The organism is Vibrio sp. L3-7 (assembly GCF_963898195.1).
GTDB classification, from domain to species: domain Bacteria; phylum Pseudomonadota; class Gammaproteobacteria; order Enterobacterales; family Vibrionaceae; genus Vibrio; species Vibrio echinoideorum.
Map to the genome: position 1 here is coordinate 335,163 of NZ_CAWQUW010000012.1, position 20,688 is coordinate 355,850.

At 43.6% G+C, this 20,688-nt stretch carries 20 protein-coding genes; 7 read left to right on the forward strand and 13 right to left on the reverse strand.

Annotation, left to right across the window (positions count from 1 at the left end):
• Positions 1-164: 164 nt before the first annotated feature.
• Complete coding sequence (locus tag AACW75_RS11340; RefSeq protein ID WP_102576161.1) at positions 165-1,745, forward strand: EAL domain-containing protein; 1,581 nt, start codon at positions 165-167, stop codon at positions 1,743-1,745.
• 175 nt (positions 1,746-1,920) lie between these two features.
• Here AACW75_RS11340 and AACW75_RS11345 read toward each other — a convergent pair whose 3' ends face one another.
• Entirely contained in the window at positions 1,921-2,820 is a 900-nt protein-coding gene (locus AACW75_RS11345) for a LysR family transcriptional regulator (RefSeq protein WP_017092010.1), read from the reverse strand.
• A gap of 138 nt (positions 2,821-2,958) precedes the next feature.
• Here AACW75_RS11345 and AACW75_RS11350 point away from each other — a divergent pair, with 138 nt between their 5' ends.
• Positions 2,959-3,807 carry a DMT family transporter gene (locus tag AACW75_RS11350; RefSeq protein ID WP_102462830.1) on the forward strand — a complete coding sequence of 283 codons (849 nt, stop codon included), beginning with the start codon at positions 2,959-2,961 and terminating at the stop codon, positions 3,805-3,807.
• A gap of 193 nt (positions 3,808-4,000) precedes the next feature.
• On the opposite strand, the gene AACW75_RS11355 is transcribed toward AACW75_RS11350, so the two are convergent.
• Positions 4,001-4,480: an Sbal_3080 family lipoprotein gene (locus AACW75_RS11355; protein WP_237297421.1), complete on the reverse strand. Its 480-nt coding sequence runs from the start codon at positions 4,478-4,480 to the stop codon at positions 4,001-4,003.
• A gap of 195 nt (positions 4,481-4,675) precedes the next feature.
• Here AACW75_RS11355 and AACW75_RS11360 point away from each other — a divergent pair, with 195 nt between their 5' ends.
• On the forward strand, positions 4,676-5,074 hold the full coding sequence (locus AACW75_RS11360) for a hypothetical protein (RefSeq protein ID WP_237297422.1): 399 nt from the start codon (positions 4,676-4,678) through the stop codon (positions 5,072-5,074).
• Positions 5,075-5,143: 69 nt separating this feature from the next.
• Here AACW75_RS11360 and AACW75_RS11365 read toward each other — a convergent pair whose 3' ends face one another.
• From AACW75_RS11365 to AACW75_RS11385, 5 genes are all read right to left on the reverse strand, one after another.
• Entirely contained in the window at positions 5,144-5,515 is a 372-nt protein-coding gene (locus AACW75_RS11365) for a hypothetical protein (RefSeq protein ID WP_237297423.1), read from the reverse strand.
• Positions 5,516-5,681: 166 nt separating this feature from the next.
• Positions 5,682-6,452, reverse strand: a complete 771-nt coding sequence (locus AACW75_RS11370) for an alpha/beta fold hydrolase (RefSeq protein WP_237297424.1) — start codon at positions 6,450-6,452, stop codon at positions 5,682-5,684.
• An 85-nt stretch (positions 6,453-6,537) separates the two neighbouring features.
• Positions 6,538-7,017 carry a lecithin retinol acyltransferase family protein gene (locus AACW75_RS11375; RefSeq protein WP_237297425.1) on the reverse strand — a complete coding sequence of 160 codons (480 nt, stop codon included), beginning with the start codon at positions 7,015-7,017 and terminating at the stop codon, positions 6,538-6,540.
• Between the two features lie 207 nt (positions 7,018-7,224).
• Positions 7,225-7,356 (reverse strand): hypothetical protein, encoded by a 132-nt coding sequence (locus tag AACW75_RS11380; protein ID WP_267134899.1) that lies wholly within the window; start codon positions 7,354-7,356, stop codon positions 7,225-7,227.
• 150 nt (positions 7,357-7,506) lie between these two features.
• On the reverse strand, positions 7,507-8,013 hold the full coding sequence (locus AACW75_RS11385) for a hypothetical protein (RefSeq protein ID WP_237297426.1): 507 nt from the start codon (positions 8,011-8,013) through the stop codon (positions 7,507-7,509).
• A gap of 102 nt (positions 8,014-8,115) precedes the next feature.
• Here AACW75_RS11385 and AACW75_RS11390 point away from each other — a divergent pair, with 102 nt between their 5' ends.
• Positions 8,116-9,141, forward strand: a complete 1,026-nt coding sequence (locus AACW75_RS11390; protein WP_237297427.1) for an IS110 family transposase — start codon at positions 8,116-8,118, stop codon at positions 9,139-9,141.
• Between the two features lie 416 nt (positions 9,142-9,557).
• Here AACW75_RS11390 and AACW75_RS11395 read toward each other — a convergent pair whose 3' ends face one another.
• The 6 genes from AACW75_RS11395 to AACW75_RS11420 all read right to left on the reverse strand — a co-directional run bounded on the left by AACW75_RS11395 (position 9,558) and on the right by AACW75_RS11420 (position 15,494).
• A complete protein-coding gene (locus AACW75_RS11395; protein WP_029865849.1) occupies positions 9,558-9,848 on the reverse strand; it encodes a hypothetical protein in 291 nt (96 codons plus the stop codon).
• Between the two features lie 328 nt (positions 9,849-10,176).
• Positions 10,177-10,695 carry a hypothetical protein gene (locus AACW75_RS11400; RefSeq protein ID WP_237297428.1) on the reverse strand — a complete coding sequence of 173 codons (519 nt, stop codon included), beginning with the start codon at positions 10,693-10,695 and terminating at the stop codon, positions 10,177-10,179.
• Between the two features lie 124 nt (positions 10,696-10,819).
• A complete protein-coding gene (locus AACW75_RS11405; RefSeq protein ID WP_123296461.1) occupies positions 10,820-11,509 on the reverse strand; it encodes a hypothetical protein in 690 nt (229 codons plus the stop codon).
• Between the two features lie 106 nt (positions 11,510-11,615).
• On the reverse strand, positions 11,616-12,026 hold the full coding sequence (locus AACW75_RS11410; protein WP_237297429.1) for a hypothetical protein: 411 nt from the start codon (positions 12,024-12,026) through the stop codon (positions 11,616-11,618).
• Entirely contained in the window at positions 12,004-12,537 is a 534-nt protein-coding gene (locus AACW75_RS11415; protein ID WP_237297430.1) for a TIR domain-containing protein, read from the reverse strand. Before AACW75_RS11415 ends, AACW75_RS11410 begins: the two co-directional genes overlap by 23 nt.
• Before the next feature lie 359 nt (positions 12,538-12,896).
• Positions 12,897-15,494 (reverse strand): molybdopterin oxidoreductase family protein, encoded by a 2,598-nt coding sequence (locus AACW75_RS11420; RefSeq protein WP_237297431.1) that lies wholly within the window; start codon positions 15,492-15,494, stop codon positions 12,897-12,899.
• A 472-nt stretch (positions 15,495-15,966) separates the two neighbouring features.
• Here AACW75_RS11420 and nirB point away from each other — a divergent pair, with 472 nt between their 5' ends.
• The 3 genes from nirB to AACW75_RS11435 all read left to right on the forward strand — a co-directional run bounded on the left by nirB (position 15,967) and on the right by AACW75_RS11435 (position 20,586).
• Positions 15,967-18,549 carry a nitrite reductase large subunit NirB gene (gene nirB / locus AACW75_RS11425; RefSeq protein ID WP_237297432.1) on the forward strand — a complete coding sequence of 861 codons (2,583 nt, stop codon included), beginning with the start codon at positions 15,967-15,969 and terminating at the stop codon, positions 18,547-18,549.
• A gap of 80 nt (positions 18,550-18,629) precedes the next feature.
• A complete protein-coding gene (gene nirD, locus AACW75_RS11430) occupies positions 18,630-18,974 on the forward strand; it encodes a nitrite reductase small subunit NirD (RefSeq protein ID WP_171307911.1) in 345 nt (114 codons plus the stop codon).
• 142 nt (positions 18,975-19,116) lie between these two features.
• Positions 19,117-20,586: a NarK family nitrate/nitrite MFS transporter gene (locus tag AACW75_RS11435; protein WP_237297433.1), complete on the forward strand. Its 1,470-nt coding sequence runs from the start codon at positions 19,117-19,119 to the stop codon at positions 20,584-20,586.
• Positions 20,587-20,688 lie beyond the last annotated feature (102 nt).

Sequence of the window (20,688 nt, forward strand, 5' to 3'; positions counted from 1 at the left end):
AAATCGGATAAACATCAATATGTTACTGGTAAAATCGAAAAAACATTATCTTTATCAATAATTCATGCGTTCATTCACAATATTTATTATTTTCCTTGCTACCTAATCGTTAAATTTATAAATTAACTTGAATGCTCACCCAAACCGGTAACGCTTCTCCAACTATGGATATCAAGTACCAACATTTTGCCAAGACTTCGTTCTACTTTGCCATTTCTTTCTTTTTTTCTATGGCATTGCTTATCCCTTTTACACCGTCTCACTACCAGAATTTAACGGAAGACACATCGAGGCTTGTCGAAACAAGGCTTGAGAGCATTCAATCAAGGTTTGACCTTTTTCTATCAAGCATCACACCGGACCACACTTGCGACGCGATGGTTAGGCAACTTCGCCAAAACGTTTTTGATGCCGATTGGGTAAAAGAAGCGGCGGTATTCAATAAAGACGATCGTTTTTACTGCTCGACTACCGATGGCGAAGTCTCATTTCGCCTGTACAGCACCATCAGACAAAGACTCCATGACGCCCCGAACTTAACAACCTTGTCGTATTCAAATTCAGCGATCACTCAAGTGCAATCCATCATGCTGATTTTCTCTAACAAGGAAGAAGCGGGAGTGAGCCTGATGATCCCACCACATTTCATCTATGACATTGTAGAAACAAACCTGAGCAAGCACGGAATTCAGGCCAAAGTTGAGGTGATTAAAAAAGATATTCACCCTTCTGATACAGCACCGTCTATTGCCAAAGTACGAATACAATCGAACGCTTACCCGCTGACCATCACGTCATATATTGGCTATCAGTATTATTGGAACTTCCTGTTGAACTATTTATGGTTTGGCTTTCTGATGGCCGGAATCACCACCATTATTATCCTTTCCATCAAACATAAGAAGCAAAGCCAGCGTAGCTTAGAATACTCACTGTCTAGCGCACTCAAAAACAAACACTTACATGTTCACATGCAGCCTATCGTCAACCAAAACACAACTGAAATTGTAGGCTGCGAGTCGCTGCTCAGGTGGAATGACCCTATTGAAGGTAATGTATCCCCTGCTATTTTCATTCCGCTTGCTGAAAGCTTAGGGTTGATTGAGGAGCTCACCTACTTCGTGCTACGCAAAGTATTAGTGACGTTGAAAAGCAATCAAGACGTGTTCGAATCAAAATACATCAGCGTCAACATCAGCCGCAACGTTGTGTCCAACAGTAACTTTTCTAACAAGGTGATCAGCATCTTTAAAAGACACCCTGAGATTCTCAAACAGGTGGTTTTTGAAGTAACCGAAGATGGTGAATGTTCTGATGCCGACATGGTCAAAATCAGAGGCAACCTAACCAAACTATCGAATATGGGCGTAAGAGTCGCGATTGATGATTTTGGTACGGGCTATGCGGGCTTAGACTTTGTGAGACAATTCCCGTTCAGCATTCTCAAAATCGATCGCGTGTTTGTGAAAAACATTTCAGACGAATCAAGCCTTGGTATCCCTTTGCTGGAGTCCATGCTTCAGTTGTCCCGCACCTTAGGTATGCAAGTCATCGTCGAAGGGGTTGAGTACGAATCCCAAGTGAACATCTTGTCTAAACTGGGCGTCGACTATATCCAAGGCTTCTATTTTTATAAGCCGATGCCAATAAGCCTGACGATAAGTTTGCTCAGACAGCAACATATGGCTGCAGATAATGAAGACAAACTCTCATCCACCTCAACGCCAGAATGGGAACAAGTCTAAGCAGACTCATTGATGGCAGCCTGCCTCACAATATTTTTACTTCGAGTTAGGACACTCGAAGCGTTTCCAATGAACATAAGAGCGTAGTTCACGCCCCTAAAATATATGCGTGTTATCTAGATACCACGCATGTATCTGAGAGTGAGCGGTTTCTTTCAATGTTACGCTTCACTGTTTACTCATAATCAAAACATTGCTGTTTGAGCCAATGACCTAACGTTCTAATTTCAAACTGCTTGGCTCTCGAATTTTTGTAGACAAAGTACATATTGTCGCCAGTCGGTAAGTCGTGCATTGGGATACGAACCAAGTTTTGTTGAAGATCTTGGTCATTAAGAAAGTAGTCGTTCAGGAACGCGATACCTTGATGGTATTTCACGGCCTCAGCGGCCAGTACCATGTGGCTGAATTGGCTAATTTTCACATCCTTTGGCAGGCTGAAACCACCGAGTTCACACCACTTAGCCCAGTCTTTCGCCTCACCGCCTTCCTTGAAGATTGAATTTACTGAAAGTAACTGCTGATCCCATAGTGCCTCTGGCAAAGGTTTATCTTCAATTCTCTGCCACACCTTTTGGCTACAAAACGGATATAGCTGCTCTTTATATAAGAAGTCACTAACGTAGTTTTTCTTTGGCGGATTAGCAGTGATAAAGCAGTCGGCAACTTGATCCGAGAACTCTGGCTCATCGGCCACCATACTTAACGTTAAATCGATTTCTGGATGCTGTTGGCGTAAGTTTTCGAGCCTAGGCACCAACCATTTAACGGCCAAAGAACTGTACATTGCAATCCGAATTTTCCCACTTTCACCCTCGCGGATTTGGTAGCTGGCTTGCGCGATATTCTGCAATGAATGAGACACCTCTTCGTAGTAACGCTCTCCTATCGGGGTGAGCGATAAACGCCTTCCCTGACGCACAAACAAGGTTTCACCTAAGTATTCCTCCAGCAAGCGAACCTGATGACTCACCGCACTTTGAGTAACATGAAGCGCTATCGCCGCCTGAGAAAAGCTATTAAAACGAGCGACCGACTCGAAACATTGTATTGCTCTTAAAGGTGGTAATTTCATTATTAGCTCAGCTCATACTAAATGAATTTTTATCATTATATATGAAACGATTTTATGCATTAAGATTACGCCATCACACTTCTTCATTTTCTTTTAACTCACACTGAACACGCGTCAGTCAATGATAGGAGCTTCATCATGCCTTCAATGTCTGTTGGAATGGCAATGAGTTTACTCATTGTCGGTAATCTAATTGCGGTTTTCTCTGATGCCTTAATTAAAACCTTGGGCGAAGACATTGCTGTATTTCAATTTGTCTTCTTCAGACAGCTAACTGCAGTGTTAATCCTTCTGCCTTTTTGTTTTGGCGTGAGTAAAAAGAGCTTCACCGACGGGCTGAAATGGCATGCCTTGCGCGCGCATATATGGTTACTGGGTGCGATCTTTATGGTGTTTGCCATCAATGCCATGCCATTAGCCACCGCCAACGCGATTTTCTACGCCGCACCTTTAATGATGCTGCCGTTAGCCTTGGTATTTTTCAAAGAGCAACTCAGCCGCTACTCTATTGCTGCTGGAATATTTGGCTTTATGGGCGTTCTGGTCATCATTCGCCCGACAGAGATCGATTGGGCGGCCATTGCAGCGCTTATCGTAGCGTTAACCATTGCCAGTAATAACTTATTGATCCGCAAACTCCCGAAGCACCAAACCGTGGCACAAACGTTGTTGTTAACCAATTTAGCAGGCGTTCCGGCATCACTTGGACTCGCCATTTGGGAAGGCCGTGAATGGGATTGGTCGCCACTTATCACTGCCGCAGGTTCAAGTGGCTTTATCCTCATCTACGCAGCGATATGTGTCGTCACTTACCGATCGGCAGAAAGCAATAAAATCGCCAGTGCTGAATACAGCGGCTTACTCGGAGCGGTGGGAGTTGGGTTGGTCTGGTTTGGTGAAATGCCTGATATTGCAATGGCGATTGGCACTGCAATGATCATATTGCCACTCATATGGCTGGCTCGAAATGAAAAGAAGCAAAGATAGCGAAACGTATTGATACCAGGCCCTGAATACCAAGCGAAATGAGTAAGATACCACTTCAGACATGAGCTTTAATTAATATGAACAATGTGAAGCCGTAACGGTAAAAGCCACGGCTTCACATCTTCGTCTCTTCGAGCTGAGCTTAAAGAGAAATAGAAAGCGAACAAAGGGATGAGTGAGTCAGCTAATTAGACTAGTTCGTCGCTTTTGAATTTGATGAATTGGCCGCTTTCGTCGCTTCTTCAGCGGTTTTCTTACCAAATACCGTATCCATCATAAAACCAATACGCTTAGATGCATCACCGAACTTGTTCGGGTTAGCTGTATATGGAACTTTAAACTCTACTTCACCGACTCTTTGCCCGTTCTGATAAGCATTGATCTCCGCTTGCTTTAAGAACAACGCTAAGTCCCAGCTCCAATGGCCTTCATACTCCAATGTTAGCTTATCAAGATCGTGCTTCGACTTATCAGGTACGACAGTGTAGGTATAATCGTTATCTTGCAGCCACGCTTCCATGGTATTCAAGAACCCTTCACGTGTTTCAGCGTCTTTAACAATAACAACATCCACTTCAGTCTTAGGTTCTGGAATCGCGCTCCCTGTGTAACGAGGGGCTCCACAACCAGCCAAAATTAAAACCGAAAGTGATAATAGTAGGTATTTTTTCACGTTATATATCCATTAACAATTAACTGCGTAAATGATACCACATCAAAAAATGACATATTATATAAGCAAAGGTTAATCAGACATTCATTGTTACATAAGGCATTGAAAAATAGCGAAAGAAAAACCAACGGCCATGGGTCTCCTTTGATGGACATTTAACTTCATCGCATCGTTGAGTGCATTAAAAGGAATATCATGGAAAAGACACTTCAAACCAAACTGGCGACTAGCCTACTACTGCTGCGAGTCGGCATTTTTATCGTCTTCTTGTTCTGGGGATTGGATAAGATTCTGGTACCAGAGCACGCTACAAAAGTACTGTCAGGCTTTTACGGCATCGACATCTCCGACAACGCAATAATGGCTCTGGGTGTCGCGCAGCTCGGATTTTTAGGCGCGTTCGTCGTCGGCATGTGGAAGAAGTACACCTACGGTGCCATTTTAGTCCTACACGCAGGTTCAACCTTCGCCTCTTTTGGAAAATACATGGACCCGTTCAACAACCTACTGTTCTTCGCCTCTTGGCCAATGCTCGCAGCCTGTATCGCACTCTTTTTACTGCGCGACTACGACACTTACAGCGTTTCCAACTAACACAAAGGGCGCCTGTTAATGGCGCCCTGTTTGGTTAGCTTGATTTTTAAATGCTTGTTATGCGTATGCTTAAAAGCCCAACAGATCTTTTAATGAAAACCCATCAAGCGTATCTACGGTTACCATGCCAGTAGCAATTGACACTAAAAACACTGCGCTAGTCAGAAACACAGGCGTTTTTAACCACACAATAAAGAACATATATATACGTCCTTTATAGCGTTCCAGTCTTTCAATATGTCGCCTCACATCTCGACTCTTCGCCAAACTAAAAGCTAGTATTAGGAAAAAAAGAAGTGAGATCGTAGCGATTTCATCAGCTTGCTTAGGAAACTGAAGGGCCCCAATACCGGCAGTAAAAAACAGCGTGCTAAACGCTTTGTCCATGTGGTTATACCAACCATAAACCACATCTTCAGAAATTTTCTCTGGATCATTCATAAATAGCCTTAATTTTCAGTAATTTAATTAACTTAACTGTATCATGATGTATCTCTGGAAACACATAACGAATGACAGAGATTCCCCCTACCGAGGATCTGCCAAACTTATGTGGTACTTATTCGCACCGAACACACCATGTCTAATTGAATTGCAGGCTAAGAGGCTAATCCATTGGTATCGCGCGCTTAATAGCTTCAGCTAGCCCATCGGCGTTTTCCCACGCCATTGAATGCCCAGCATCAGAAACCACGCTGATCGCTATATCGTGGATACTCAGTTCTTCGGTATCGCGGTCTGGTAAAGATTCACTACCAAATATATAAGTTCTGTTTACGTTCAAAGAGTACAACCTATCACGCCAACTTGGGTGCTGCCCTTCTATCAAGGAGACGGCTTGCCTGTGCGTACCTATCGCTAAATTCACGGCTAAACTGGCAGCCCATTGAGTATTTTGGTCATCGATACTGTGTTGCACTATCTGAGCGTGACCGTGATTGGCATCTTCAAGTTCGGTGTAGCTCGCAATCTTCTTGCTAAAGAACCCGCCACCGGAATCAAGGTTAGCCTCATTCAACACCAAAGCCTGTAGTTGTGGTTGAACTTTTTCAGCCAACACAACCGACACAGAGCCACCCATGCTGTGACCGTAGATGACAAACTTATCCAAACCCAAAGATTGAATAAACGCCTCAAGATAAGCCGCGTGGCTACCGATGGAATAATCGAAATCCTCAGGTTTATCACTAAACCCAGAACCTAATAAATCAACAAGAATGCGTCGATGAGGAAGCAACCAATCACTAGACGCAACGGCCGGATAATCAAACGAGGAAGCACAGCCAATACCGTGTATAAAAATAATAGGCACTTCCGAACCGGGAAGATCATGATACCTGAGTATCGCGTTGCTCCCCTTAACCTTAAACTCTTTCATTTATTCCTCTGAAACCAACTGAACACGACACTGAACTTATGCATGGTTAAAATGCCAAGCGTGTAGAATCATTACCTAAGCATTGTTATTTTTTCTCAACAGCCTTGGTCGCTAAAACAGTTAAACCACCTAAAGCTAAGGCACCACCAAGGAATTTAGCAAACTTAGGATTTTCAGAGCATAAGCCAACTAAACTTGCGCCTAAAACAGCACCTGTCGCGCCCGCAACAACTTGGGTCGAAGACATTTTTAACCCCGTAGCCCATTTAGCAAAATGCTCACAATTTCTGTCAGTCAAAGAATATTTCCACTTTCCAATTTCAGAACGCGCCACTTCAAGTACCTCTGGCACAGGTCGGTCGTATGTAACTTCCGTTAAGTAAGTATGCTCACCCTTAGTGACTATATCCCAGCTTTCTTCTTGGACTGTGCCGTTTCGCTGAGTTGCAGAAATTAGCATAGGTAGCCCTTTCTCACATAGTGCGTCCGAGACCAAAGACCAGTGCTGATAAACACCAAAGTTACTGACAACAATATCGCCAGCATTCAGGTTTTTAATTGACATGTGTATCCCTACATCTAATTGATTGACGGTATCAATATGTAGGCATATTTTTAAATCTCAAGTGGTTGCATATCCCAATGCTTTATAAAAATAGCAACAACCGACATCGGATCTACTAAAACCGCCTTAAACACTAGGCACTACCAACCAACACAAGGGGCGCCTGTAATGGAGCCCTATTTGGTTGTCTTGATTTTTAAATGCTTGTTAGCTTACAACCTCAACCACATCAGGCATATTTTCTAACATCTTAACTACTGACATGAGTTGCTCTTTGTTCTCCGGATAAGCAACAATGTCATTCTGATTATGCTCAAATTGTTTAACGCCCGTATTCATAAACAAGCTCTCAATCAACTCATCCCGAGTATCTTTGTTGCTTTTAGCTTCTCCACCTAATACAGCTATAACTTTATACTGTTTTCGTGCTATTTGCTTACGGTCATTTTTTGACTGAGAACTTTGTAATAAAGACTCAAAACGATCTAATTAATTCAATATATAGGACTGAAAATCGTCTTGAGGATGCAAGTCCTTCATAACCTTATTCTTAGCTGCTCGGTATACGGGATTATCCACTTCTTTGTCATCTAGAGCTTCAAGTGCCATTTTCTTAAGTATAAGTTTTAGCTTTTGAACTCCTGCCATATCATTTTCATAGAAAATAGTTCGTTCATCAGAGATATCGAACGGAAGAACAGTTCCATTTTGCGCAAGGCAAATTACAGGTAACTTAGCTGCATGACGCACAGCTAATTCATACATTACATTTGGGTTAAGTGTGGTTAAATTAGCAATTACCAGATCATCATTAAGTACATGTTCTATGACCTGAGTTGTAATTGATCCTGGTGTATCTATACGATGAGCAACGAACATGTTTAATTCAAGTTCCTTGCAAATAGGCTCAATTACTGCGTCAATCAACCCATCAGCAGAACGTCGTATTTCACTACCATCATTCCCAATGGGGGTTACTACAAAACAATTTTTCATCAAAACCCTCTTAATTCGCTCGTGTAAGCTAACGAATGACATGGATTCCCCCTCCCGAGGATCTGCCACACTTATGTGGTACTTAAATGCACCGGAGGCACCATGTCTGATTTTTCTTATTTCTGCGGTATCGACCTAGCTAAAAACCACTTTAGTCTTCATGCCGTAGACCAAAATGGTAAGGTCATACTTCATAAGTCGGTAACTCGCTCTAAACTACTGACTACAATAGCAAATATGCCACTCATGCGTATAGGCGTTGAAGCGTGTGGTGGTGCACATTATTGGGCAAGAACACTCAATAAACTTGGGCACGACGCCCGCATTATGGCCGTTAAATACGTAATTCCTTATCGAACTAAAGGAAAGAACGACCTTAATGATGCTGTTGCCATATGCGAAGCTGTTCAGCGTCCATCAACTCGCTTTGTACCCGTAAAATCCCCCGAGCAACAAGCCATCTTATCGGTACATAGAATGAGAGAGCGTTGGGTTCGTGAACGCACCGCGCTTATGAATCGCATGCGCGCCCTACTCTCTGAGTTCGGGTTAATCATTCCTGTTGGCCGCTCTTCATTAATGAAACACGTTCCCTTAATGCTTGAAGATGCAGAAAATGAACTGCCACATCTCGCAAGAACGGTGATTGCCGATGCTTATCACCACCTTGGAGAGTTGAATCAACGTATCGCCGATACTGAACAAGTCTTCGAGTCTTTTGCTAAGGTCAGCGCTAATGTTCAACGAGTGATGAAGGTTCGTGGCATTGGACCGCAAACCGCTACTGCGATACTTGCTTCGATAGGCAATGGTTCTCAATTTGATAAAAGCCGTGATTTCTCTGCTTGGCTAGGACTCGTACCAAAACAATATTCGACGGGAGGAAAGCCACGCTTAGGTCGGATAACCAAACACGGCGATAAATACTTACGAACACTATTAGTTCACGGAGCAAGGACCGTGATTGCCAACCTTGGCGACAAGCAAGATAAGCTAAGTCAGTGGTGTCGAGGCGTTCTAGAACGGAGAGGAATGAACCGAGCAATAGTGGCACTTGCTGCGAAAAACGCACGAATTATATGGTCGCTTTTACACAATCAAACAGAATATGAAAACTATGCTGCTTAAGTAAAAACCTAAGCAACATAAAGAGTTAAACCCACCGGGTCATTGCAGACGCTAATGATGGAGATAGGTTAAGACTACTTGCGGAGAGCCTGTTAATGCGGCGGACACACTAGATGTCATCTAACGAATAAGGCACCGCAGTCGCGCAAGTCATCAGGGCCACGACGTATGCGAATCGTCGATAAGTAGGCCGAATGTAGAGCGGCAGTCCAAAACCCATCAACATAAGCTTAGCGGATGTTTGACAACCGGGGGAATCCATGTAGCCGCGTTAAGTAGTGAGCAACGCTACCATCCTACCTAAAGCCTTACCACCTTAAACACAAAACCCAACGATAGAATGAAAAATGCCATGCGTTGGGAATCTGTCTTAAACGCTTTTCTCACAATCTAAAGTGAAGCGTATATCAAGCAAGCTAAAGCTCACAATAAATGCGGCTCATACCACGGTCACCGCGCTTATAGCCTTCGGCAGCTGAATCAAAGTGCGTGGTAGCCTTTAGACCAACCATTTTGTTTACTGTCATCAAATGCCACCCCGGAACTGTACCCGAAGCACTGCCGCCAGAGATCTGATAACACCGAACGGCATCATTACCAGCAGTAGTCATGCCATAACAATGTGGTAAAACTTCTCTCGGGTATCCGTCGTAAGTAAACTCAAGTTTTAACTTCTCTTGAATTGCACGAACAATTAGCTCATTCATAACTATACACTCATATTTAAGTAACTAGAGAGCAAGAACATACTCACTCTAACGCATAAGCTATGACCAACTCGGAATCCATACAACAAAATTCAAACTTTAGTTGCAAATTGTGCTTACGGTGCTGGCAGAATAAGAAAAATGTTTTTTAAAAGAACTGGAATATTGATATTAATCATTGAGATAAATGACTTTATTAGGCGTATAACGCCAAGTTAAGGTGTGAACAACGCCAACAACCTACCTAAAGCATTGTGCCATAAACACTAAACTGGCTAGAAGTGAAAGCGCCGAGCGTTGTGAATCACTCTTAAATTTCTTGTTATATTTATTTTTTGGTCAAATAATCAATAACATTTGGATCTCGAAACATTGCAGCAACCGAGTTGGCTAACGAGAAACTACTCGCTTCATTTGCATCAATATCCTCGGCAAACGCTGGATATATAGCTTCATAACCGGCATTCGTTCTTAATTTTAGCAACGTATCACAACCAACAGAAAGTGCATTTTTGGGTGATTTACAAACAAGTTTCTCTATAGATAAATTTAACCCTTTCTTAGCGCTAGCGCTCATTTTTGCGTTTCGTTTAACTAATTCCTGCTTCGTAAGTTCAATGACAGTGTCTGTTAATTCTTTCTTGTTGCTCGTGACCGTTAAGCCCCCTAGCTCCACAATCACAATTTTGTCTTTATTAGTTTGGACATTGCTAACTGATAGCTCATCGTTAACATTGAACTCAATAAATGTTTGCATCTCTGATATGTCGACGGTATGACGTAAGTCCATCGAGCCGCAACCACTGACAAATATAGCACTAGCCAAAAGCGCCATTTTAGTTTTCATTTTCTATCCTTATGTTGTATTTCAGCCCATAAATATAACGCCCGCTTAAGGGGTGAGTGAACGTGTGCCACGTTTGAGCGAAGCGAGTTCGGCACACGTTTACGAATCCCACTTGAAGCGTTTGTTAACTGTTTTTGCCACTGTGCTTCAAAATTTTGTTTTTATGGTGCGCCAATTCTTCCACACCAAGAATCGCTCTCATTTTTTTTGATAACGTTATCAATGATGCATCGTGATCGTGTGTCGCTTTTTCGAGCACATAAATAAAAGCCGCTTGAATATCCAACATTTCTCTTGCAGCATTATCTCGATGCTCTTGAACAGTGCCTTCACTTTTTGGCATTTTTATATATTGAGAATTAGCCCCCAACTTTCTTAACTGCCTTTCGAAGCCTTCGAGGTTGTTATCAATTTCCTCAGTTAACCAGTTCATATACTCTAATCGAAGTATCGTTAGGTCAGCAGCAAAGCCATGAGCCTCCTCATAGTCGGTTTTTGTACGAAGATCATTGAATGCCTTTAAAACTTGTTTTACATATTGGTCTGAAAATTCTGCTTGTTTATCGAAAACTGCATTTGCCATATGAGACGAAGACGCCAAAGCTAAGTTTTGCTTTTGTAGGTTTAACTCTTTATTCCGTTCATGAGCCGAGTTATCTCGAACAAGTTGATATAGAGCAGCAACCAATGCACCAACAGCAGGAATTGTAGTAACTCCCTTAAAAGTTTCACTGATTGGAGCTGCAAAGGTGACACACAACGAAATAAACGCTATTGCACCTAAGGAAATATAAAACCTAATAGTAACCTCCAAATCTTCCTAAACAGTTAACGCCGCGTTAAGCGGACAAAAATTGTGGGTTATAATGTGTAGCGAAGCGAAACGTAACCCACTGTTTTTGTTCCGTTTAAACGCCTTGTTAGAGGCGGTTTATGCCAAACATGACAAGCAAAATGGTCGCAAAAATACAACCATGAAATAATAAAATGGTTCTTGAAAAACAAGCAGCTACCATACAAGCCCTTCTGCTTGTGAAGTTGTGTGGTTTGATCTCAAAATTGGGAATTAAACCTTTACTAGCCTGATTGTACATTTCTACAAATCTGCGCTCCATTCCTAGAAAATATCCATCAAGTAACCAGAACATAATCGAAGGAAAGTAAGCAACTAAAACAAATGCTGAATTGGCATCTTTGGCAGCTAGTGCAAAAATAGCTGAAACTAAAGTTACCCCCCAACCTTTAATTAGAAATGACGTTGTAGCTAACCTACTAATTGTCCCCTGTATTAGAATTAAATAGGTTTCATTAACTGTTGGGAGATTTGCCATTTAACCAATCCTTAATTGAACAGAAGCCAGATTTTGTGCTGTTAATCCATATTACAGAGCTAGAAACATCAATGTAAGGGTATAAACCTAAATACTCTTGTCCCTTAAATGAATGTTCATCTACTTTAGATATAGGTAATATTGCAATTTTACCGTTGACACCATCAAAGTATCCGCATTCCCAAGGCATCCATTTGCTCGTAGATGAATTCGAAGATGTTGCAAACAATAAAGATTCACATTGTATCATTCGTTTTCTAAGTAAATCTGCCGTATCAGAGTTTACAGAATCACGCTCTAATTGATTATCATCAATCCAATCAACGTAAACAGATAGCCCATAGTTTTCCAAATATTCTTTAAGACCGAAAACAGTGTCTTTATCTAAATAACTATGTGACAAAAATATATCAAACTCTTGAGAATCAATATTACTTTCACTTAAGCTTTCCATCGAAATCGAGCTTTTAGTCACATACGATCTTAAATCTGATTCTTTTAATAACGCCATTCTATCTCCATATATAATTAAATTTAATGCTAACGACGAAAGCCTCTAACAGCTATATTAGACAGAATAATTCTGCATTTTGTCCCTGAAACAATTCTGTTTAGTTTCCAAGACACACTACACTTAGTCCAATAACTCTCTTAATAACATCATCTTACCTATTTATCTTCGTATCAAACATGACGAAAAGCAGAAATTTTCCATATAGTTTCGGCAAAATGCAGAAAACTCCCTAATGTGTGAGTGAACCGCAGTTCAGGCAATGAATTGTCACGTCTTGGGGGCTGTACACTCAAACAAAAACGCCGACATGATTGTCGGCGTTTTTGTTATAGGGATGGATAAGTGAGAGGTAGTAACTACTTCGCCATGGTACTCAAAAACTCGGCTTCGAACTCTTCATCGGCTTCTCGAGTTAGGCATTCCACCAGCCAATCGATGCTTTGATGGTCAAGCTTACTGTTCACCACAAAGGCTTGCTTTACACCAGACTGACCCAGCTTGGCAGAGCCGTAGTTCTTGAATGATTTGTTGCCGTGGTAATGGAGTGATTTGATCGCCTCCGCGTTAGGTTCTGGCAAGGCATCGAGGGTGTTGGCAAGCTGAATCACCAACTCCATTGGGTTCTTGGATGATGAGATGCGATACAGAAAACCGCCCTCCACTCTTTGGCGCACCCAGTAATCAAAGCCGCTGCAATCCATCACTTTGTCGCTGACCAGTGCGGCTTCGCTGCGATAGCCACACGGTTCAACCACCACTGGTGTGTGTTTGAATTCTGGCTGACCAGATGCGGCATCGGTATGAGGCAAGATCAAGTCACATGGTTTACTGTCTTTGGCGGTCGGTGCATTCCAGTGGATAGGCATGAAAACTTGTTCGCGGCGCATCTCTTTGGTCACTACTAAGCGGGCTTGGCACTCCCCTTGTGCGCTGCGCACTTTCACCACTGGGTTAATAGTGGCGTGGTTAAAGGCATCTAGCCCAAATTCATCTAAGCCAAGCTCTGCAACCGTATCTGGATGCATGGCGACAAAGGGTTCTGGTGTGTGTTCACCTAAACCTGCAGCCAAGCCCGTTCGGCTCATGGTGTGCCATTGGTCTCGGATTCGGCCTGTGTTCATGATAAGTGGGAATTCAAGGCTAGTATCGGCAATCGGTTTATCGTGCTCAACTGCAATAAACTGTGCTTTGCCTGATTCAGTAAAGAACTCGCCATTGGTGAACATGCGCTGCTCAATGATCTCTGGTTGATACTCTAATACTGGCCATTGCTGTGGAGTGAGTTCGCCATAGCCTTTTTCATCCAATTGCGTGAGTCCAATTAAGCATAAGTCACGGGCTTTGCCTGTCTCATTGCCGAGCACTGTCATCTCGCAATACTCTTTGAAGATCTCACCTTCGTGGCGGAACTCGAACTGCTCTTTGAATCCCATTTTTTGTGCCACTTCTTTTAATATCCACCAATCGGGTTTGGCTTCCCCTGGGCTTGGTAATATACGGCGTTGGCGTGAGATTCGACGCTCAGAGTTGGTCACAGTACCCGACTTCTCGCTCCACCCTTGTGCGGGCAGCACCACATCGGCCAAGCGAGTGGTTTCAGTATCGGCAATACAATCAGACACCACCACAAATGGGCACTTCTCTAATGCGGCTTTAATTTTTTCGCTGTCAGGCAAACTCACGACTGGGTTAGTCGCCATGATCCACACCGCTTTGATTTTGCCTTCATTCATGGCATCAAACAGGTCAATCGCTTTTAAGCCCGCATGTGTGGCTAAGCTGTCGGTTTGCCAGAACTCGCTCACCGTTTGGTGTGATTGCGGATCACCAAATTCAAAGTGCGCTGCTAAAGTATTGGCTAAACCGCCCACCTCACGCCCGCCCATCGCGTTTGGCTGGCCCGTTACAGAGAATGGCCCCATGCCCGGCTTACCGATTTTCCCGGTCGCTAAATGGCAGTTAATAATGGCGTTTACCTTATCGCACCCTTGTGTGGATTGGTTCACGCCTTGAGAGTAAATGGTCAGCACCTTCTCATTCGATGCAAACAACCTGTAGAACTGTTTTAACTGCTGCTCTGTTATCCCTGTGAGCTCAGGAACACTTTTGTCGCCCCAGCCAGCTTCGGTATAGCCTGATTCGGTATAACGGTAGCGAGTTGCAGATCGAATCGACTCAGTAAAGCCTTGAGTGTGGTTTTCTATGTAGTCTGCATCTAGCTTGTCGTTATCGTCGAGATAGCCCAATAAACCATTGAACAACGCTACGTCTGAGCCAGATTCCAATGCCAAGTGAATGTCTGCGATTTCACAGGTGTCGGTATAACGCGGGTCGATGACGATGACTTTCAATGCAGGGTTGGCTTGTTTTGCGGCTCTTAATCTTTGGAATAACACAGGGTGACACCAAGCTAGATTTGAGCCAGTAATCACGACTAGATCGGCTTGCTCGAGATCTTCATAACAGACCGGTACTGTGTCTGCGCCAAACGCTCGCTTATGCCCGACCACGGTTGAAGCCATACACAGCCTAGAATTACTGTCGATGTTGCCACTGCCGATGAAGCCTTTCATCAATTTATTGGCAACGTAGTAGTCTTCGGTAAGCAGCTGACCAGAAACATAGAACGCAACCGAATCGGTCCCAAATTCTTCGATGGTTTGATTTAATTTGTCTGCGACCAACTGAGTGGCACTGTTCCAGTCCAGCTCTTGTTTTTGCTCATTCTGAATATGAGCAGGCTGTGTTAGGCGTCCTAAAGGCGTGACGGTATCACCAAGCGCAATCCCTTTAGTACATAGCTTTCCATAGTTTGATGGATGATCTTTATCACCACGCACTTCTAGTTTTCCTAACGATGTCGGTCTCGCTTCTATTCCACACCCTACACCACAATAAGCACAGGTTGATTTTATCCAGCCGCTGTTTGAATCGGTCATCCGTTTCTCGCTCAATTATCCATAATTGTAATAACTCAAACCAAGCAAATAGCACGCCACTTAACACCACCCGACCAAATTGAAATATTTTTATTTAAAAACAACAACTTAATTAAATGTAAAATATCAACGCTGAACAAAATCGAACTTAACCAAGATAGAAACTTAATTTTTGCACCATCTTGCATAAAGTTGCACCACAAACGCTCATTTATATAAATCTAACAAAAATCTTACATACTACTTTAGGGGTAATTACGTGCCACCTGTAATTTTTAAATTACTGAAATATATAGATTAAATTTTATTTGAATGAACAACTCGCAATCTGGCACCCTCCTTGCTCCACTAAAAACCAAGACTTAGAAAAAACATTTTTGTTTTTCTTGATGATTATGAATTGAGTGGAATCTCAACCCGGTATTCATCTGCTAACGACTAGAAATTAGATGCTAGTGATGGTGACGCCGAGAATAAGGAATGGATTATGAGCAAGAAGAAAATCGTCGTTGTTGGTAACGGCATGGTTGGACACAAATTTATCGACAACATCCTGCAATCAGAGAGTGATGAGTTTGATGTTATTACTTTTAGTGAAGAGCCAAGGTTGGCCTACGACCGTGTTCAGTTGACGGCTTACTTCAAGCGCGGAAATGCTGATGATTTAGCATTAACCAGCGAAGAGTATTACCAAAGCAATGGCGTCAATTACCTTCTCAACGCGAGAGTCGCTCAACTGGACACTGAAAATAAGTGCGTTGTGACTGAATCGGGACATACCGAGAGTTATGACACCTTGATTCTGGCGACCGGTTCATTCCCTTTTGTTCCCCCAATTCCCGGTAACGACCAGGAACACTGCCACGTTTATCGCACCATCGAAGATTTAGACGCCATTGAATTATCAAGCAAAGGCAGCAAATCTGGCGTCGTTATTGGTGGTGGTCTGCTTGGCTTAGAAGCCGCAAACGCAGTCAAAAACCTTGGCTTGGAAACCCATGTTGTTGAATTTGCACCTCGCCTGATGGCCGTACAGTTAGATGACGGTGGCGGTGCCCTACTGCGCAGAAAAATTGAAGACCTTGGTGTGCAGGTTCATACCGAGAAAGCGACCTCTGAGATAGTCGCGGGTGAAAGCGCTCGCTACAGAATGAACTTTGCAGACGGCACCCACCTTGAAACCGATATGATCGTGTTCTCTGCAGGTATTCGCCCTCAAGATGCCCTAGCTCGCAGCTCTGATATCGCCATTGGTGAACGTGGCGGCATCGTGATTAATGATCACTGCCAAACTAACATCGACAACGTGTATGCGATTGGTGAGTGTGCGCTTTGGGACAACAAGATCTTCGGCTTAGTCGCACCCGGTTACTCCATGGCGAAAGTCGCGGCTTCGCATATTGTCTCCGGCGGCACTGACGATGCTGCATTTACTGGTGCCGACATGAGCACCAAACTCAAACTACTTGGCGTCGATGTGGCCAGTATTGGTGAAGTACATGGCAAGACGGAAGGCGCTCAGTCGTATACCTATAACGATGAAATTGAACAAGTTTATAAGCGCCTGATCATCTCGGCAGACGGTACAAAGATTGTCGGTGCAGTATTGGTCGGTGATGCAGAAGCTTACGGTTCGCTACTGCAAATCAAACAAAACGATATGCCTCTTCCTGAAAACCCATCAGTATTGATTTTACCTAACGTCGCCGATGATTCAGGTTCGGCAATGGGTGTTGAAGCTCTGCCCGATAGCGCAGTGATTTGTTCGTGTTTTGATGTGACCAAAGGTGACATTAAAAACGCGGTTTCAGCAGGCTGCACCACGATGGCTGCATTGAAAGAAACCACTAATGCTTCAACAGGTTGTGGCGGTTGTTCTGCCCTTGCTAAACAGGTTCTCGATAGCGAGCTAAGTAACCTAGGTGTGGAAGTCTCTAACGATATCTGTGAGCACTTTGCGTATTCTCGCCAAGAGCTTACCGACATTATCCGCGTCAACAAAATTAAGACCTTCGATGAGCTGTTAGATTCTCACGGAAACGGATTGGGCTGTACCGTGTGTAAACCGGCTGTCGGTTCGATTCTGGCTTCGTACTGGAACGATTACATCCTCGAAGACCAACATATCGAACTGCAAGATACCAATGACATCTACCTCGGCAACATGCAAAAAGACGGCACCTACTCTGTGGTTCCGCGTATTGCTGGCGGTGAAATCACACCCGATAGACTAATCGTGCTTGGCGAAGTCGCTAAAGAATTCGACCTTTACACCAAGATCACCGGTGGTCAGCGTGTCGACTTGTTTGGCGCGCAACTTAACGAACTGCCAATCATCTGGAAAAAGCTGATTGATGCGGGTTTTGAAACGGGCCATGCCTACGGTAAGTCAGTTCGTACCGTGAAATCGTGTGTCGGTAGCACATGGTGCCGATACGGTATCGACGACAGCGTAGGCTTAGCGATTCGACTAGAGAACCGCTACAAAGGGCTGCGCTCGCCACATAAAACCAAGTTTGCAGTTTCTGGCTGTACTCGTGAATGTGCAGAAGCGCAATCGAAAGACTTCGGCATTATCGCGACCGACAAAGGTTGGAACCTCTACATCTGTGGTAACGGCGGTATGCGCCCTCGCCATGGTGACCTTTTTGCTACCGACCTTGATGAAACCACCCTTCTGCAATACATAGACCGCATTCTGATGTTCTACACACGTACCGCAGATCGCCTACAACGTACATCAGTATGGATGGAAAACCTTGAAGGCGGCATTGAATACCTCAAACAAGTCGTGATTGAAGACAAGCTCAATGTTGTTGAAGAACTTGAAGCAGATATCGCCCTCAATATCGAAAAATATCAGTGTGAGTGGAAAACCACCATCGAAAATCCTGAAAAGATGAAACGCTTCCAGCACTACATCAACAGCGAAGAGATGGACACTAGCCTTTCATTCATCAAAGAACGAGAGCAGCGTTTCCCTAAGCCGAGCTTGAGCGATTCATCTGAGAAAGTTCGAAATGAAGCCCTCACCAATTCTGAACAAATTGAAGTTACCGAAGTGTCGTAGATGCCTTTCGTCTGTCATCGCAACTACGCCACTTAACCGAATAATGATTATAAAGCTCATCTTTTGACTAGGAGAAAGTCATGAAAAATTGGACAACCGTATGCAGCACTAGAGATTTAACCCCAAATGGTGGCATTTGCGCCAAAGTTGAAGATAACCAAGTGGCTATCTTTTACTGCAAGCGCAGCGACACGCTTTATGGGCTCTCTAATTACGACCCTATCGGCAAAGCGAATGTGATGTCACGTGGTATCATTGGTTCATTAAGCGGTGAGCCTTACGTAGCTTCGCCCTTATACAAGCAGCATTACCACTTAGAAACTGGCGCATGCCTTGAACAACCCGAACTCAAGCTCGTTAAATTTGAAGTTCGCAAGCAAGGTGAACACGTACAAGTTCTCGCACCGCTTGCTATCGCCAGTTAATAAACAGCCGACATCATCCTGCAAACGCTTGATAGGCGTGAGCAATTTCGGCATAGGGTTTAGCCACATGAATGCGTTCGAATTTCGGAAGTAACGCACGAGCTAAAGCCGGGTAATTTTCCAGATTTAAAGGATTTAAACCATGGATAACACAAAATTTTCGCTGCTTTCATTTACGGGTAAGATGAAAACCTTACACCTAAGTTGGATGGCCTTTTTTATCACCTTTGTTGTGTGGTTCAACTTTGCTCCGCTACTACAAATGGTGAAAACTACGCTTGGTCTTTCTACTGAAGAGATCAAAACACTGCTTATTCTCAACGTTGCATTGACCATTCCTGCTCGTGTCGCAGTGGGTATGTTAACCGATAGATATGGCCCAAGGTTGGTCTACTCTTCACTACTTGCAATCTGTTCAATCCCTTGTTTTATGTTTGCTATGGCAGACTCTTTCATTCAAGCGGCTATTGCGCGTTTTCTATTAGGTTTCATTGGCGCAGGCTTCGTTGTTGGTATTCGCCTTGTGTCTGAGTGGTTCCCACACAATGAACTGGGTACAGCAGAAGGTATTTACGGCGGTTGGGGTAACTTCGGTTCAGCAGCGGCAGCATTCACGCTTCCAACTCTAGCTCTAGCATTTGGTGGCGAAGACGGTTGGCGTTATGCGGTTGGTATTACTGGCGTAATGAGCTTAGCGTTCTCGTTTGTGTTCTACAAAAACGTAACGGATACACCAAAAGGTTCGACTTACTTCAAGCCTGCTCAAGTAACAGCGATGGAAGTAACATCAAAGGGTGACTTTTTCTTCTTACTTATTATGAAGATCCCGATGTATGCCGCTTTAGCGCTACTGACATGGAAACTATCGCCAACCAACATCAACATGCTGTCTGACATGGCGGTTTACTCTGTGTATGCAGGTTTAGCCGCACTTTACGTATACGAAGTGTCACAAGTTTGGAAAGTGAACAAAAACGTATTTAAAGAAGAAGTGCCAGAGATTCACCAATACAAATTTAAGCAAGTAGCGGTACTGAACGTATTGTACTTCGCGACATTTGGTTCTGAGCTGGCCGTTGTTTCTATGTTGCCACTGTTCTTCTCTGAAACTTTTGAATTAACACCCGTTCTTGCCGGTATGGTTGCATCGGCTTATGCCTTTATGAACCTAATGTCTCGCCCAGGTGGTGGTTGGATTTCAGATAAATTCGGTCGTAAACCAACACTGCTTATTCTAACGATTGGTCTTGCTGTGGGTTACTTTGCAATGGGTCAAGTCGACAGCACATGGCCTGTATGGCTAGCGGTTGTCGCAGCGATGGCGTGTTCTTTCTTCGTGCAAGCGGGTGAAGGTGCAGTATTCGCAACAGTTCCTCTAATCAAGCGTCGTATGACAGGTCAGATTGCCGGTATGACCGGGGCTTACGGTAACGTGGGTGCGGTAGTTTACCTAACTGTGTTGTCATTCGTGAGCTACCAAACGTTCTTCTTAGTGATTGCTGCAACAGCGGTACTTGGCTTTGTAACTCTACTGTTCATGGAAGAGCCTAACGGTCAAATAGCCGAAGTAAACGACGACGGCAGTGTCACGCTAATTAATGTTTCAAATTAGTCTCAGTACTATGAAGCATTGATATTATTGAATCGGGAGAGGCACCTTAGAGGATACATCAACGCTAGGTGCTTCGTTCAAAGGCTCTAAGTTCACTAGAGC

Coding starts and splice junctions, on each gene's coding strand:
- AACW75_RS11385 (WP_237297426.1), bottom strand. CDS start 8,013: ATGAAAAATTGTTTTGTAGTAACCCCCATTGGGAATGATGGTAGTGAA.
- AACW75_RS11415 (WP_237297430.1), bottom strand. CDS start 12,537: ATGGCGTTATTAAAAGAATCAGATTTAAGATCGTATGTGACTAAAAGC.
- AACW75_RS11370 (WP_237297424.1), bottom strand. CDS start 6,452: ATGAAAGAGTTTAAGGTTAAGGGGAGCAACGCGATACTCAGGTATCAT.
- AACW75_RS11360 (WP_237297422.1), top strand. CDS start 4,676: ATGGAAAAGACACTTCAAACCAAACTGGCGACTAGCCTACTACTGCTG.
- AACW75_RS11380 (WP_267134899.1), bottom strand. CDS start 7,356: ATGAATACGGGCGTTAAACAATTTGAGCATAATCAGAATGACATTGTT.
- AACW75_RS11365 (WP_237297423.1), bottom strand. CDS start 5,515: ATGAATGATCCAGAGAAAATTTCTGAAGATGTGGTTTATGGTTGGTAT.
- AACW75_RS11390 (WP_237297427.1), top strand. CDS start 8,116: ATGTCTGATTTTTCTTATTTCTGCGGTATCGACCTAGCTAAAAACCAC.
- AACW75_RS11340 (WP_102576161.1), top strand. CDS start 165: ATGGATATCAAGTACCAACATTTTGCCAAGACTTCGTTCTACTTTGCC.
- AACW75_RS11375 (WP_237297425.1), bottom strand. CDS start 7,017: ATGTCAATTAAAAACCTGAATGCTGGCGATATTGTTGTCAGTAACTTT.
- nirD (WP_171307911.1), top strand. CDS start 18,630: ATGAAAAATTGGACAACCGTATGCAGCACTAGAGATTTAACCCCAAAT.
- AACW75_RS11400 (WP_237297428.1), bottom strand. CDS start 10,695: ATGAAAACTAAAATGGCGCTTTTGGCTAGTGCTATATTTGTCAGTGGT.
- AACW75_RS11410 (WP_237297429.1), bottom strand. CDS start 12,026: ATGGCAAATCTCCCAACAGTTAATGAAACCTATTTAATTCTAATACAG.
- AACW75_RS11345 (WP_017092010.1), bottom strand. CDS start 2,820: ATGAAATTACCACCTTTAAGAGCAATACAATGTTTCGAGTCGGTCGCT.
- AACW75_RS11350 (WP_102462830.1), top strand. CDS start 2,959: ATGCCTTCAATGTCTGTTGGAATGGCAATGAGTTTACTCATTGTCGGT.
- nirB (WP_237297432.1), top strand. CDS start 15,967: ATGAGCAAGAAGAAAATCGTCGTTGTTGGTAACGGCATGGTTGGACAC.
- AACW75_RS11395 (WP_029865849.1), bottom strand. CDS start 9,848: ATGAATGAGCTAATTGTTCGTGCAATTCAAGAGAAGTTAAAACTTGAG.
- AACW75_RS11435 (WP_237297433.1), top strand. CDS start 19,117: ATGGATAACACAAAATTTTCGCTGCTTTCATTTACGGGTAAGATGAAA.